The sequence below is a fragment of the Micromonospora sp. WMMD730 genome, from assembly GCF_049178955.1.
Classification (GTDB): domain Bacteria; phylum Actinomycetota; class Actinomycetes; order Mycobacteriales; family Micromonosporaceae; genus Micromonospora; species Micromonospora wenchangensis.
Genome location: NZ_JBMHML010000002.1, coordinates 1,985,348 through 2,000,409 on the forward strand (window position 1 = coordinate 1,985,348; position 15,062 = coordinate 2,000,409).

Sequence of the window (15,062 nt, forward strand, 5' to 3'; positions counted from 1 at the left end):
TGTCCTCCTACTCGATGTAGCCGGCGAGGTGACCACGATAGGCATTGATCTCGCCGTTCAACTGGTCGATGAACTGGCCATAGCACTGGCCGGCGATCTCCAGGTTGCGGCCCTGTCGCGGAGAGCCCTCCGCCCAACGCACCGCGGCCTCGGTGGCAATCCGCCGTACCTCGCGGTCCCAGCCCCGGGCGGCGGGCACCGGGCTGGTCCCCGATTCGAGCGCTCGGGCCAGCGCCTCCAGAAGCGCATCGAACGGACGAGACAACAGCGGCCAGTACGCCAGGTCGAGTCCGTGCGCGGCGGGAGCCTTGAACTGCGCCCGGTGCTCCCGATCCATCTGATTCAGCGCACTGCCGACGAGGTTGGCCAACTCGATGCTGCGCCCGATTACCGGCCCCGCGACCGGGTGGTCAGCGCGCAGCAGCGCGACGGGCATGGCGACAGTCTCCTCCAGGGACTGCTGCACGACTGATCCCTTGCTGTCGAGCTGCTGCCCAAAGACCCGCAGGGTGTATACCGCGTGGCGAGGTATCACCCCGTCCATGACCATTCGGGCGACGTGGTCGAGGGTCAGCGGTCGTTGCCAGTGTCTTTCCTCCGACCCGATCGGAGCAAGGAGAAGTTCCTGGCTGAACCGCCAAATCCCGCGGTGTTCCTGGAGCCGTAACGGGTACCAGGGGCCATACGTGGGTTTGGTGGACCTGCCCTTGGTTGTACGTCCCTTCTTGCTCTTCGAGCGTCGGTGGGCCGCCATCCACTCCTGGTCCTGCGGCTCGCCGGCGAGTCTGGTGCCGGGAGTGATCACGACCCGGTCGACGTACGTGCTGCCATCGATCTGTCGAGGCACCAGCCATACCCGGCGAGCCGGCCAGGTGAGCAGGTCGGTCCAGCCCTCGGGGTGCCGTTGATCCGGCTCGGGGCCAGGTGGGGCGGCCTCCCACGCCGGCCGGTCGTCCACGCCGGTGCTCCTGGGCGCCTCGTCGTCGGGGCAGTACGGCATGAGGTTCAGCAGCAGCGTCTCCTTGAGAGTGCCGCCTTCGACCAGCACCATCCCCATCGCGTTGGCTGGCGCAGCCTGGGATGCCTTGTCTTTGCGGTACGGGGTCTTCATCCCGCCCGGGTCGTACGCCTGGAGGGTCACCAGCCACCGGGCCGCCTCGGCGGGTGTCAGACGCACCTCGGCCGATGCGGTCGTGTGGTCGAACAGCGTCGTGTTGTTGCCGACGGCTCGGTGCGGCACGAGTTTCGCCGCGCTGGAGGCGGCGACCCCCGCCACCGCCGGACACTGGAGGAACGGCCGCTCGGCATCGAACAGCTCGAAGCGGTCGGCGAGCACCTTCGGGGTGGGCAGCCGTTCCGCCCGCCACAACTCCGCCCACTCCACCTCGCTGGCCGGCCCGTACGCCCGGTGCATGAAGGCCAGGACGAGCCGGTGCAGCGCCGCCGTCATCGGTGGCGTCTGGCCCAGGATGCGCCGGAGGAGATGGGCGTCGGTCAACAGCTCGACGAGGTCGAGTTCGTCCCGGGTGCCGTCCATCCGCACCACCGGCAGCCATGGCTGCTCGGTCAGGTTGAAACGCACTGGGTTCACCCGTCCTGATCGTCGTGTTCGAGGTCCGTCTCCGGGCCACTGATCCGAAGGCCGGCGCTGTCGGAGTAGCGCACCGACAAGCTGCCGAGGGCACCGATTCCGTTCCGCACCACGACCGGCCGGGAGTCGACGAGCCAGGGTGATGCGGCGAAGACCGCCGGGACCGGGATCACGCGCAGGGTATCGAGCACCACCGACAGGTTTCCCTCGCCGGCGGCTACCCGGACCGTGGAGTCGAGCAACTCCGACAGCGACTCCGGGTGGGGCGGCTTCGTATCGGCAAGATCGACGGGAATCTGGCCCGTCACCGGTACTGTCCGACCGTTCTCGTCCCGGAGCACGACCACGTCGATCCAGTCGTCCAGCGACCAGCTTTCGCCCTGGTCATGCACTGCGGGGGCCCCGTCCGTCCGGCTTGCGGGTCTGGCCGGTGAAGCGCGGATGTGCGGTGAGTTCCATCAACGCGCGAGGATGGGTGGGGGGTGGCAGAAAGCGTCCCGCCGCGTTCTTCCGGTCGTCGTTCTGCGCTTTCTCCAGCTTGGCCTGGGCGAGTTGCCACCGTGCTTCCCACCCCGAGGGGTACGCGATCCCGTCCGGGTCCGAATAGACCGCGTCGACCAGTTCCGGAACCTCGTCCGGCATCCGCAGCTCTCGCCGCTCGCGCAGCAACGCCCAGGTGCGCAGCAGGACGACGTCCTGGTAGATGTGCGTGGTGTACGCCGGCCAGACCGGACCGGATACCTTTTCGGTCACGCCGACGAGGGCGAGGGTCGGCGGCGAGCCCGGATCTGCCTGGCGGAACCGGTGCAGCCGCCCGGCGCGCTGGATCAGGCTGTCGACGGGGGCCACATCGCTGGCCATCGCGTCGAAGTCCAGGTCCAGACTCTGCTCCAGCACCTGGGTTCCGACGACGACGTAGCCGCCTGCGGGAGCGCGGGTGCCTTCCGGGCCGAACAGTTCCCGAAGCTCCTGCTCGACCTGGGCGCGTACCGCCGCCGGGAGTTGGCCGGTGAGCGACACGATCCGCGGCCGCGCACCCGGGGGCAGCGCGGACACCGCCTTTTCGAGCAGTTCAACGGTGTAGTCGACCCGCCGTACGAGGTTGTGCACGACCGCCACCCCACAGCCGCGACGCGCCTGCGCCAGCACCCACCCGGTGAGCTCCTGGTCGGCGATGTGGGTCAGTGAGACTTGACGGTTGGCGTTGGTGCTGGATGCCGCTGCCTGTGCGACCTCGGGAACCCCCTGGTCGTCGAGCCAGACCGCGTGCGGATAGTCCAGCTCGGGCAACGACAGCCTCAACTCCTTCGGGCGAGACCGCCGGGCACCGGCGTACCAATGCCGGAGCAGTTCCTCCCTGCGCAACCGGGGCAGGGTTGCCGACAGCAGGATCACTGGCACCCCGAGCCGGCCCATCCACCACAGGATCCGGTCCAGGATCGTCGACATGTACACCTGGTAACCGTGCACTTCATCGATCACAAGGACCCGGTTGGAGAGTCCGACCAGGGGCACCGGCGCCCAGGGAGAACGGATTCCGCCCTGTAGCACCCGGTCGATGGTGCCCACAGCCAGCGGGGCGAGGAGCGCCCTGAGTTTGGTGAACCACTCCCGTGCGCCCTGCTCCTGGCCGCCGGCCGGGTCGTCGATGCCGACGTCCTCCGGGGTGACCGGCTCGATCCGCGCAGCCTGCGCCCGCCGGTCGGCCAGGTGTTCAGCGGCCGTGCCGTGCAGGAGCTTGACCGAGAGCGCTGGGTCGATGCCCGCTACCAACGGGTCGACCTCGTCGAACATCTGGTTGCTGGTGGCCCTGGTGGGCATGGCGATGAAAAATCCGGCCAGCCTCAGTCGATGCACCAGCCCGACGGTGCTCTGGAGAGCGAGGCGGGTCTTACCCTCGCCGGTGGGCGCTTCGACGATCAGAATTCCCGGCCGGGTCTTGGTAGCCATCAACTGCTCGACGGCCCGTTGCAGGGGTCTGGGCTGCTGACCGAACAGATGGTCGAAGCTCACGTCGTCCGGTGGCATCCACCCGGACCATCCGAGGCGATCGACGACCTGGTCCCGTGCGCGGCCCCGGGCGGTTCGGAGGTACTCCGTCAGTTCGACGCTGCTGCCCGCGTGGGTAGCCTTGTGGATCGAGCCGGAAGCGATCCAATCGCTCACCGTAGTCAGGCCGGCGAGGGTGACTGCACCGCCGGTCCCGACAGTCACCTCCGACCACGCAACGGTACGCGGATCGGGCAGCCCTAACAGTTCCGCTGTACGGCAGAACAACTCCTCAGCCCACCGCGCCCATCGCTCGCCGCCGTGGTCCACAACTGCCGATTCGGCGTTGCGCAGCGCCTCGTCCGAGAAGAAGCTGCCGTGATGCCCACCGAGAGCCTGTGCCAACGTTCGGACCGTCTCTGGCTTCGCGCCCCAGCTACTCAACAAACGGCGTAGGTGATAGGCCGTCAGGAGACCATGAAAGGTATCGGTTCGACGACCACCCGCCCGAATCCGGTTCAACCGGTCAGCCTGCACCGCAGCTTCTGGCGGTAGGAACTTAGCCGCGACATCAGCCCGTAACGCCTGGAAGGCCGGTGAGAGTTTTCCGAGATCGTGCAGACCGCAGAGCAGTCCGACCCAGGTATTGGCTGGGCCGCCGAGCGGATCGAAAGCGGTGTGGAGTTCCGCGCGGCAGGTCGAGCTGAGTAGCCGATCGAAAAGCAGTTCGGCGACGGTGGCGGTATCGATCGTGTGACAGATCAGCGGGTGTGGGACAGTCTCTTCTCCTTGCTTGGCAGTGCCCGCCTTACCCCAAAAGACCCTTACATCGACTCGCTCATCACGCGAAAGGCCAACGGCCACGCTGATCCGCCCTACGTCTGCCACCCATGCTGTTCGTGCGCATCGATGGACCGCTCGCCAGCCGCTTGAGCACGAAGGTACGAGGATGTGGTCCGAGAAGCGATCACGCAAGTTAACTGTCCGGAAGGCGTCATAAGGCGGTGGGCACGATTGGTCGCCATCTCCACGCTGAGGTCGATAGGCAGTGAGTATCCGGTGAAGGCTCCCAGTGCCGGCGTCGAGCTCCGTACCGAGGCTGAGTTGGTGGTCACAGTGAGGAACCCCCGGTCCGCGACATCGACTAACCCACCTCGGAGCCCTCGCCGGGCCTGTCTCGCCACACTCCCTTACTCGATGACGTTCAGTACGCTCTGCATGACGGTGAGGGGCTTGTCGATACTCCTGCCCGTAGTGTTCGGCGTAGAGGCTTGGAAGGGGTTGAGGGATGCTGGACGAGGCATTGACCGCGTTGGCGGTCGCGAGCGGGACTGCCGTGGTCCAGGCCGCAGGAACCGATGCCTGGTCCGGGCTGCGACGGGCGGTGGCCCGCTGGTTCGCTCGTGGCGATGTCGGCCGCGAGCAGGCTGAGTTGGAGCGCTTGGACCAAACTGCCGGTGCATTGCAGACCGCGACTAGCGAGGTAGCCGAGCAAAAGCGCATCGACCAGCAGGCGGTCTGGCGGACTCGCGTCGAAGTGATGCTGGAAGGTTTGAACAACGCCGAGCGCGCCCATTCCGCCGATCAGTTGGGCAGCCTGCTCGCCCAGCACACCTCCGGTGGGAGTGTGGGTATGTCGGCCGGCTATGGCGGGACCGCAGTCGGCCGGGACGTGAACATCGCCGCCGACCACGGATCCGTCGCCGCTTGGAGCGTGGGGGACGTGGGGGACGTGGGGGTAAACCCTACCCAGCCGGGATCGAATCAGGGCTGAGCGAGCCCGGCGCCCCTCCAGCCCTCACTTCGGGTACCTGGATCCAGGCCAGGGATGGCGGGATCGCTGCCAGGAGTATCAACAACGTCTACCAGCACTTCCACGAGCGCACGACGACCGTCCGCCTCGACCAGCCACAATCGGTCGAGAAGTGGACCGCGCAGCAACTCGGCGTCCATCCCGCCATCCCTGGCAGCAGCACCCCTGACGTTGATCAGGGGTTCGTGCTTCCGGCCTACCTTGAGCGCGACCACGACCAAAGGCTGCGCAACCACCTGCTCGCCGCAGCTCGGGGCGGGCAGACGATGCTCGTGCTGGTGCGGGGGGCATCCTGCACGGGCAAGACCCGTACCGCATTCGAGGCCGTCCGTACCTGCCTGGCGGGCTGGCAACTGGTCTACCCCAAGACCCCCCGAGGGCTGCGCGTCCTGCTCGACATTGGTGCTGTCGCCCCACGCACCGTCGTGTGGTTGAACGAGGCCCAGAACTACCTCACCGGGCTCGGCGGGGAGCAAACCGCCGCCACATTGCATACTCGCCTCGAAGCACCAGGACCAGTGGTCATCCTCGGCACCCTATGGCCCGAGTACCATCACGACCTCATCGCCACTCCCCAAGCCAACCACGGCCAGGGCAAGCACGACGCCCACCCCAATGCGCGCCTGCTGCTCAACCAGGCGATCCTCGTCGACGTCCCCGCATGTTTCACCGCCGAATCCCTCCAACAGCCAGTCGTGAGCCGCGACCCCTCACTTGCCACGGCCGTCCGCGCCAGCGCCGAAGGCCGGATCACCCAGACCCTCGCCGCCGGCCCCCAACTCGTCGACCACTACGAGCAGGCCATCGAACCCCACGGCCCCTACGGCAACGCCGTCATCACCGCCGCCATGGACGCCCGCCGCCTCGGCCACACCTCACCCCTGCCCGCCGAACTCCTCAAAGCCGCCGCCCCCGGGTACCTGACCGAGCAGCAGCGCGCCGCCGCCGACACCGACACGTGGTTCGACAGCGCTCTCGCCTACGCCAGACAGAAGGTCAGGGGCGTGGCCGCGGCCCTGGAACCCGTCGCCACCCCGAACGGCATAGGTGCCCTCCCCGATACTTATCGCCTCAGCGACTACCTCGACAACTACGCTCGCACCACCCGTCTCGACGTCTTCCCGCCCGGCTCCTTCTGGACCGCCGTCCAGGACCACGCGGCCAGAGCAGCAGACCTTCATTCGCTAGCAAATGCTGCTTATTCGCGGGCCCGTTACCGCATCACAGCAGACCTCTATGAGCGCGCCGCAGACGCCGGACACAGCCAGTTCTGGGCCTTGGATGAGGTGGCGCGGTGGTGCGAGAAGGCCGGGGACGTCAAGAGCGCGGAACGGCTGTACTGGCGGGCCGCCGACGCCGGAGACCGCCGTGCGCTGATGTCGCTGGCGTTGATCCGCGAGGACGCCGGGGACACTGAAGAGGCGGAACGACTCGCCCTGCGCGCCGCAGACGGAGGAAGCACCTACGCTCTGACATTGCTGGCGGAGCAGCGCAGGCAGGCCGGGAACACCGAAGGCGCGGAACGGCTGTACTGGCGGGCCGCCGACGCCGGAGACCGCCGTGCGCTGATGTCGCTGGCGTTGATCCGCGAGGACGCCGGGGACACCGAAGAGGCGGAACGTCTCGCCCTGCGCGCAGCAGACGCCGGAGAACGCGATGCCCTGGAAAAGTTGGCGAAGCAGCGCACGCAGGCCAATCGACGCGCAGGCTGGCGGGACAGCGAGGGCGTGGCACGGTTGTACCAGCGGGCCGCGGCCACAGGGAACCCCAGCGCCCTAGCGCACTTGGCACTACCGCTCGAATGGGCCGGAGATAGGGAAAGCGCGGAACAGTACGCTCTGCGCGCTGCAGACGCCAACTACACCTTTCCCTTGACCACCCTCGCACTGATACGCGAACGGGCCGGGGAGAGGGAGACCGCGGAACGACTCGCCCTGCACGCCGCTTGCGCGGGAGAAATCTACGCTGTGACGAAAATGGCCGACTGGCGTGAGCGGGCCGGAGACATCGAAGGAACAGAACGCCTCTACCAGCACGCCGCCGACACCGGAAACACTCGGGTTGTGGACATGCTGGTGGAAGCACGCGCGAACGCCGGGAGTGCCTCAGGCGCGGAGAGACTTGCGCTACGTGCCGCCGCGGCCGGAAACACCTCTGCCCTGACGTCGCTGGCACGGCGACGAGAGAAGGCCGGAGACATCGAAGGGGCAGAGCGCCTCTTCCATCGAGCTGCCAACACCGGAGACACCCCAGCCCTGATGTCGTTGGCGCGCCTGCGCGAGAAGGCTGGGGACATCGACGGGGCAGAACAGCTCTACCAGCGAGCCGCTGGCGCCGGCAACACTTGGGGTGCCTATGCCCTGACGCAGCTGGCGCGGCTACGCGAGGAGGATGCGGATGTCGACGGGGCGGAACAGCTATACCGGCAGGCCGCCAATATGGGAGAAACCAACGCTCTGACGTGGCTGGCCCTGCAGGCCGAGCAGGCAGGGAATGCCGAGCGCGCAGAACGGCTCGCTTTGCAGCTTGCCGTGGGCAGCGGAACCTCCACAACCCTGTGGGAGTTGGCGAGGCTGCGTAAGAAAGCCGGGGACGCCGAGGGGCTAGAACGGCTCTACCAGCGCGCCACCAACGCCGGAGTCAGAAATGCACTGGAAGATCTGGCACGGCTGCGCGAACAAGCCGGAGACGCGGAGGCTGCAGAACAGCTGAAGCGATTTGGTCTGGAAGCCGACGGTTCTCCACACCAACCCAAGAACCCTACGTAGAAATCGGGGTTGACGATACAGCCCCCGTCATACGGATCGGCTACGGACGGGTTTCCACCCCGCCACCAGAACACCAACGGGGCCGCGCGGTGCTGGTCCAGCCACTTCTGGGTGCGGCGGCTGGTATGGGTGGTGTCGTTGTCGCAGAGCACGACCACGGCAGGGCGTCGGGGAAGGCGTCGAGGAGTTGCTGCAGGAAGTAGCAGAACACCTCGGAGACGGCCTTGACGCAGGGGTGGTAGTGCCAGGTACCCGTGGTGAGGTTGACCGCGTCGAAAATGCTGCGACGCTGGTTGGCGTCCGGGGGTGTCCGCTTGGTGGGGGGACGTCGGCGGGCATCCAGCAGGCGCCAACCTTGGCCGCAGTTCTAGGTAGGTTTCGTCCTCGGCCAGCAGCACCGCTGCGGCAGGCAGCCGGCGGAGGCAGGCGCGGACACGGGCGCAGATGGCGTCGTGGTCGATGTCGGTCCTGGCAACCAGATGGGGTCGCCGCCAGGTGGCCTGTTCCCGGATGCGCCGGTACCTGGTGTGCAGGCTGATCGCGAGACGCCCCAGCCCTCGCCAGACCCGGATGGTGGTCCAGGCTTTCGGGTCGCCAGCAGGGCGTGGATCCGCCGGCCGAGGCCGGAGCTGCCGTGCCGGGGGGCGACCCGGACGGGGCCGGTCGGGTAGGCCGGTCAGGCCTCCGGTGTCGTGTCGGGCGATCCACCGCCGCACGGTGACCGGGTCGTAGGGCAGCAGGTCAGCGATCAAGGCCGGGCTCATGCCATCGCCGAGAGCAGGATCATCACCGCCCGCGCGGCGACGCGCCACCGCTGGTGCAATGCGGTGCGGAGGTCCTGGTAATGCTGGTCGGTCAGGTTGGCATAGGTCTGCGGGGGTCGCACACTGATCGTGGCCTCGCTGGTGTTTGCACGGTGTCCACGTACACGTGACGCTTGCTGGTGAGGACGTGACCTGGCCGGGCACTTGCACCAAGCTGTCATGCGGGACTTCTACTTCCTTTCTGCTGTTGTCGTCAGTCCTGTGTGGCCTGTCTGCCTTCGCGGGCTGCCTCCTCCACGCGGAGCAGGTTGTCGATGATGGTGGCGATCCCCTCCTGCGCTGCGGGGGAGAGCTTGGTGATGGAGCGGGCCATGACCCGTACCCGGCGGCTGTGCTCTTCGGGTTCTTCCTGGTCGCCGAGGAGGTAGCCAGCGGGTACGTCGAAGAACTGGGCCAGGGCACGGAGCGTGGATGCCTTCGGGTTGATCCGTGGGGCGCGTAGCAGGTTGCGGATGCCTTCGGCGGTGATGCGGTGACCTGCCTGGGTGAGCGCCCGCGCGACCTCGGCCTCGGTGTAGGGGGCGCGGCCATCCTGGCTGCCCTCGAAGAGGCTGCGGAGTCTTGTCTGGATCAGTGCGGAGGCGTGGTCCTCTGCCTGGTCGGCTGGGTTGTCGGTCATGGCGCCCCTCCCACTTCCAACTACAGTTGGCTGAACTGCGGACTGTAGTTGACGCCCCACTAAGACGCGTGTTTAGATCGCGTTGTCGTTCCAACAACTGTGGTTCGCTTCGAAGTGAACCACAGTTGTTGGAGCGTAGCGGATCGGACTGACCCTATCCAGGCCACGTCCGATCCACGGGAGGCGGCACCCGAGGGGGGTGTTGCTCCCGGGGCCGCTCGCCCGGACGACGTCCACGTCGGGGCGGGCAACGGGGGCCGGTCGCGTCGAGCCAAGTCGACCGGCCGGTGCCACGCAGCACGCCTTGAGGGCGGGGTCGTGCTGCGTTCGCTGGGTGAGCGGCCCCATCCCGCCCCCACTGCCGCCCGGGTGTAAGTGGCAGAAGGGGATCGACCGCAGGCAACGAGTCTGCTGGGCGGTCTTCCATCCCGACGAGGTCGTGGCCATGACCAATCCGCTATGAGGTGAGGTGAGTCCATCGTGAGTGCTCGCGAAATCCCGCGTGAATTCGGTGCGGGCACTCGAGTAGAAGCGCTCTGGAGCAGGGCGGCTTCCCTGCAGGCTGGCTGCCCGCTGGTCAGCGTCTCATCGGCCGACGGCGGGGTGGGGCGCTCCACGCTTGTGGTGGCGCTCGGTGGGTTGCTGGCGCTTGCGGTGCCTGGGCCGGTGGTCGCCGTTGATGCGACCGTTCGCGCCTGGGGCGGCGTGGAGCATCGGGTGGTACGGCGCAGCCCAGCAACCGTGTGGGACGCCGTGCTTGCCGGGACAGCGCTGGCCGACAGGGGGGTCGCGGAGCGCCTGATGCAGGGCGGCCCGACCGGACTGCGGGTGCTGGTGGGGGAGAGCAGGCTGACCACGCAACGGCGGCCGCCGAACTGGCCGGAGCTGCTCGGTGTGATCGGTCACCTCCGCATGACGTCGAAGCTGATGCTGCTGGATCTGCCCACCGCGGATACCGCGCCGACCTGGCGAGTCCTGAGCTGGGCGACGCTGCCTGTCCTGGTGTCCCGGGCAACGGTGGACGCCGTGCAGCACACCCTGCGGCTGCTGGCCCATATGCGGGCGGCGGGTGTGGAACGGGTGACCGATGGCGCGCTGGTGGTGGTCATGGCGACCTCGCCGAGCACCGCCCGGGAGGTGCGGGCGGTCGAACAGTTGGCGAAGCGGGCCGGCATCGACCTGGTGCGGGTGCCGTACGACCCGGTGCTCGCGCGTCCGGACGCACTCGATCCCCGCTCACTGAGCAAGGCCACCCGGTCGGCGTTGACCGAGGTGGCGGCGACGGTGATCGACCGGTGCCCGGTCACCGACTTGTCGGGCGCTTCCTTGACCTGATCTGTCGCATTCCACGGGGAGGACTAACGATGCTGGTGCATTGGCTGGCGGCCGCGATGACCGTTCGGGCGCCGGTGATGACGGCGCTGCTTGCGCCGTCACCCACGCCTACGCCTACACCGTCCGGTGAGGGCTTCGACTTCAGCCGGATCAGTCCGGACCCGGCGGCAGTGCCACGGTCCGACCTGTTCTACAAGTTGGCCAACGCCGCGCTCTTCCTCGGGGTGGTGTCTGCGGTGGCAGGGCTTGCCGCAGGCGCGATCGCGTTCGGCATCGGGCCGATCTTTGGCGCGCACATCATCAGTGACCGCGGCAAGTCGATGATGTGGAAGGCCGGGCTCGTGGCGATCGTGGTCGGCTCCGCCACCTCCATCGTCGCGTTCCTGCTTACCGAGATCTAGGGCTGCGGGCATGGAGGGGAGGACGTTCGCGCTGACGAACGGCGCGATGACGACCGTGCGTTTGCGGGTAGTGGCAGGCATTGCGGCGATGGCGATACTGCTCATCGGCCCGCTCCTCGTCCCGGGACAGGCGGTGGCCGCCCCGACTCCGGTGCCGGCCGCACCGGTGGTGCCATGTCCGGCACCCGAAGGCGGACAGCCCGGCGGTCCCAGGGAAGCCGAGACGCTGCCGCAGGTGGGTTGGTGCCTGCCGTGGGCGCGGTGGCAGGCCGGCGATGGCTGGGTGACCACCTGCAGCACGGCCACCACCGTCGTCGACCAGGAGCGTTGCGATGCGGTGTCGATGACGGTGCAGTCACCGCCTCCCGACGGAACCCCGTCAGTGCTGGACGAGGTGATACCGGCGTCCGGCGAACAGCCGGTGCGCTGTGAACGCTTCACCGCGCGCGCAACGGAGGACGAGACGAACGCCGCGCGCTGGCTGGCGAAGCGGGACCGCTGCGAGTCACTGAGGACGTCGCTGCTGCCGTACTCGTCGTTGCAGGCGGCTCAGGGCTGCCAGGTGCTGGATGTGGCCTGCCAGGTAGGCACCCAGGTCAAGGGGGCCGCGCGGAGCGGCTTCGAAGGGCTGGCCGACGTCGCGGTCGCCGGCTTCGCCTGGGCGCTGGGCAAGCTCGCCGAGATCGTGTTCGAGCAATCCACGACCGCCGTGGACGAGCCGTTCTACGGCGTCTACAACGACATCAGCGGCGTACTGATCGTCATGGTGCTGCTGGTGTTCGTCATCTCGACCGCCATCAACGGCCTGCGGATCGGTGGGCCAGGGCCGCTGTCCACGCTGGGCGGGCTGGTCCGGGCCATGTTCGGCATCGCCTTCGCCGGTGGCATCGCCTACCTGCTCATGGCGGCCTGGGACGAGGCGACGATCGCGTTGATCGACCGGAACCAGCAGCGGGACTGGCAGCCCGGGGTATGGGTGGACGCGCTCACCGCGCTCACCCTCGACACCGGCACGGTTCTGCTCGCCTTCCTGGTGGCGGTCATCGGCGTGATCGGCCTGGTGCTCGTGTTCGTGATGCTGCTGTTCCGGTCGCTCCTGGCCGCCGGGGCGGCCCTGTTCGGCGCGATGGCGATGACGGGGCAGGTGATGGCGGAGACGCGATCGTGGGGACGAAAGTGGTTCTGGACCTGCAACGCCCTGGCCAGCTCGAAGTTCTTCATCGCCGCGTTGTGGATCTACGGCACCCGCACCACGTATGAGAGCGACAACGTCCTCAACGTGCTGCGGGGACTGTTCATCATCATCCTGATGGTCCTCGCGCCGTGGATCCTGCTGCGGCTGACGAGCATGTGGGACGGCTACCTCGCCGACGTCGACGCCCGGGGTTTCCTGACGTCGACCGCCGCTGCAGTGGGAATGGATGCCGCCGCGCGCCGCCTGCCCGATCCGCTGAGTGGCGGTAACGGGGACGTGGATGCGGCGTCGCTGATGCATGGCAACTCCGACGCCATCCCGACCAGCCCGGGTGACGGCTCCAGCCCGGTCGGGAAGAGTGTCGATGCGACATCTGAGGCGGTGGAGGCGCTGCATGGTGTCGGCGACAGTGATCAGTTCGGTGATCCCGCTACCGACGTGGCTGCCGACCGCAGCGGCGGTGAGAACGCCGAGGAAGCCAACGGAGTGGAACGGGACTCCCGTACCGCCCAGGGGGACATGGCGCAGGGCCAACTCACCCTGCCGGGGGACACCACGGGTCAACAGGGCGCGCTGCCGCTGACACCGCAGGCGACCCCCTCAAAGCCAGCGATAGCCACCGGGGCGGGCGGTGCCGACACCCCAGCTGAGGGCGGGTCGCCGACGGGCAACCCGGTCGGTGCGCCAAGCCCGGCCGTTCCCGCGCTGCCCCCGGAGACCGGTCCCGGTGCTGCCGGTGCCCGTGGATCGGCCGGCGGCGAACCTTCGGGTGGCACCGGGGCATCGGGCGGAGCTGGCGGTGCCGCTGCGGCCGGTGGAGCCGCCGAGATCCCGATCGTGCCGGTGTAGACGAGGAGAGGACGACATGACGCAGTTCCATTTCCCGCCGCGTTCCACTCGCGGCTCGATCCTTGGTTTCAGCTGGGGCCAGATCGGCACCGCTGTGGCCGGCGTGATCTGCATGGTCGTCGCCGCGAACCTGCTGGCGGTGGGGCGGTCGGGTGCGGCGACCGGCCTGCTGTCGGCTGCGGTGTTGCTGCTGACGTGGGGTCTGCTGCGGGTCCGGGGTCGTCGACTCACCGAATGGACTCCCATCGTCATCGGGGCACTGCTACAACGAGCAGCCCGGCAGGACCGGTACCGCGGTGGGATGCTCACCGCCGCCCCGGGCACGCAGCACCTGCAACTGCCCGGTCCGGCCGCCGGCTACCGGTGGTTGCCGGCAGTGGCGGCGGACGGGTTGACCGAGGTAGGGCTGCTGCACCACCGGCGGGAGGGCACCGTGACCGCCGCGCTGGTCTGCGCGGGCGGCAACCTCGTCCTCGCCGACACCTCCGTGCAGCACCAACGGCTGACGTCGTGGGCCGACGTGTTGAATCTGCTGGGCACCGAGTACGCCGACAGCGGTCTGGCACGCTGGTCACTGACGGCCAGGGCGGTACCGGACGTCAGCAACCGGGCACAGCGGTTCCTGGCACGCCAGGGCACGGGCACCGACACGTCGGCGTACCGGTCGCTGGCGGAGTTGACTGCGGCGGCGGCTCCGGGAGCGCAACGGCACGAGGTGTTCCTGACGGTCGTCTTCGACGTCAGGAAGCTGTCGGCCGAGGTCTCGGATGCGGGCGGGACGGATGCGGCGATCGCCACGGTCGTGCTGGACCGGCTGACGGGCATCCGCGCCGCCGTCCGCGAAGCCGGGATCGCGACCAACGGGTGGCTGACGCCCCGGACGTACGCGGCGGTGTTACGCGGCCAGTTCGATCCCGACGACACCGAGGTGGAGGTCGCGCCGCACACGGCAGGGCCGATCGCCGCGCAGGCGGTCGGGTGGTCGTTGTACCGCCACGACTCCGGATACTCGCAGACCCTGTGGGTGTACGAGATGCCCCGCCAGCCGGTCCCGATGACGTGGATGACGCCGCTGTTCACCCGCACGGTCGGCCGGCGGGCGGTGACCACCGTCGCCGAGCCGGTGCCGGCGCAGCTCGCGCAGTTGGCGACGCGACGGGACAAGGTCGCCCGCGCCGGTGACGAGGTCACGAAACGGCGGATGCGGTTGGTGCGTACCGCCCGGGAGGACGAGGAGGCCCGCGCAGTCGAGCAGGTCGATCGGGAACAGGCCGCAGGTCACGTCCGGTACCGGTACGCGACCCTGGTGACCGTCACCGCGGACAGTGCGGAGCGGCTGCGCGATGACGTACGAGCCGTCCGGCGGGTGCTGGGTCGGTGCGGATGTCAGGCGGTCGTGCTCTACGGAGAGCAGGACCAGGCGTTCGTCGCCGGAGCGTTGCCGCTGGCTCGTGGTTTGAAGCCGCTGCGGGGGTGGTTCGCGTGACGCCCCGGGTGGAACGGGAAGGGTCGTGGTCGCAACGCCTCGGGCAGGCCGCTGGTCGGCGGGACCTCGCGACGGCTCAGACGGTGCTCGACCGTGAGCAGCGCACGACACGAAGACTGTCGGAGCGGCTGCTGGGGCCGCCACCGGTCGATGGGCGAGGCGCCTACGGTCGGGTCGCCGGGAGGGTGTTCT

Annotated in this window: 10 protein-coding genes and 1 pseudogene; 6 read left to right on the top strand and 5 right to left on the bottom strand. The window is 68.4% G+C overall.

The genetic code is table 11. From position 1 onward, the window contains the following. Positions 1-7: 7 nt before the first annotated feature. The 3 genes from casA to cas3 are packed head-to-tail and all read right to left on the bottom strand — an operon-like array spanning position 8 to position 4,444. Entirely contained in the window at positions 8-1,582 is a 1,575-nt protein-coding gene (casA, locus tag ACN265_RS08940; RefSeq protein ID WP_421406711.1) for a type I-E CRISPR-associated protein Cse1/CasA, read from the bottom strand. A 5-nt stretch (positions 1,583-1,587) separates the two neighbouring features. Further along, the gene (locus ACN265_RS08945) at positions 1,588-1,983 is read right to left on the bottom strand and encodes a hypothetical protein (RefSeq protein ID WP_421406712.1); all 396 of its coding nucleotides are present in this window, start codon (positions 1,981-1,983) and stop codon (positions 1,588-1,590) included. Beyond that, positions 1,976-4,444: a CRISPR-associated helicase Cas3' gene (cas3, locus tag ACN265_RS08950; protein WP_421406713.1), complete on the bottom strand. Its 2,469-nt coding sequence runs from the start codon at positions 4,442-4,444 to the stop codon at positions 1,976-1,978. Before cas3 ends, ACN265_RS08945 begins: the two co-directional genes overlap by 8 nt. Before the next feature lie 424 nt (positions 4,445-4,868). Between cas3 and ACN265_RS08955 the strand changes: the two genes are divergently transcribed. Then, entirely contained in the window at positions 4,869-5,354 is a 486-nt protein-coding gene (locus ACN265_RS08955) for a hypothetical protein (protein ID WP_421406714.1), read from the top strand. Next, a complete protein-coding gene (locus ACN265_RS08960) occupies positions 5,288-8,161 on the top strand; it encodes a tetratricopeptide repeat protein (protein ID WP_421406716.1) in 2,874 nt (957 codons plus the stop codon). Before ACN265_RS08955 ends, ACN265_RS08960 begins: the two co-directional genes overlap by 67 nt. A 71-nt stretch (positions 8,162-8,232) precedes the next feature. Here the strand turns inward: ACN265_RS08960 and ACN265_RS08965 are convergent. Together ACN265_RS08965 and ACN265_RS08970 are read right to left on the bottom strand one after the other, a co-directional pair. After that, positions 8,233-9,047, bottom strand: a pseudogene (locus ACN265_RS08965) (IS630 family transposase); the annotation flags it as partial. A gap of 131 nt (positions 9,048-9,178) precedes the next feature. Then, positions 9,179-9,604 carry a hypothetical protein gene (locus ACN265_RS08970; protein WP_421406717.1) on the bottom strand — a complete coding sequence of 142 codons (426 nt, stop codon included), beginning with the start codon at positions 9,602-9,604 and terminating at the stop codon, positions 9,179-9,181. A gap of 480 nt (positions 9,605-10,084) precedes the next feature. Between ACN265_RS08970 and ACN265_RS08975 the strand changes: the two genes are divergently transcribed. Genes ACN265_RS08975 through ACN265_RS08990 form a run of 4 tightly spaced genes read left to right on the top strand, consistent with a single transcriptional unit; the run spans position 10,085 to position 14,870 of the window. Beyond that, positions 10,085-10,939 carry a MinD/ParA family ATP-binding protein gene (locus ACN265_RS08975; protein WP_421406718.1) on the top strand — a complete coding sequence of 285 codons (855 nt, stop codon included), beginning with the start codon at positions 10,085-10,087 and terminating at the stop codon, positions 10,937-10,939. A gap of 29 nt (positions 10,940-10,968) precedes the next feature. Further along, on the top strand, positions 10,969-11,340 hold the full coding sequence (locus ACN265_RS08980; RefSeq protein WP_421406719.1) for a hypothetical protein: 372 nt from the start codon (positions 10,969-10,971) through the stop codon (positions 11,338-11,340). Positions 11,341-11,350: 10 nt separating this feature from the next. Further along, positions 11,351-13,384: a hypothetical protein gene (locus ACN265_RS08985; protein WP_421406720.1), complete on the top strand. Its 2,034-nt coding sequence runs from the start codon at positions 11,351-11,353 to the stop codon at positions 13,382-13,384. Between the two features lie 16 nt (positions 13,385-13,400). Further along, on the top strand, positions 13,401-14,870 hold the full coding sequence (locus tag ACN265_RS08990) for an SCO6880 family protein (RefSeq protein WP_421406722.1): 1,470 nt from the start codon (positions 13,401-13,403) through the stop codon (positions 14,868-14,870). Positions 14,871-15,062 lie beyond the last annotated feature (192 nt).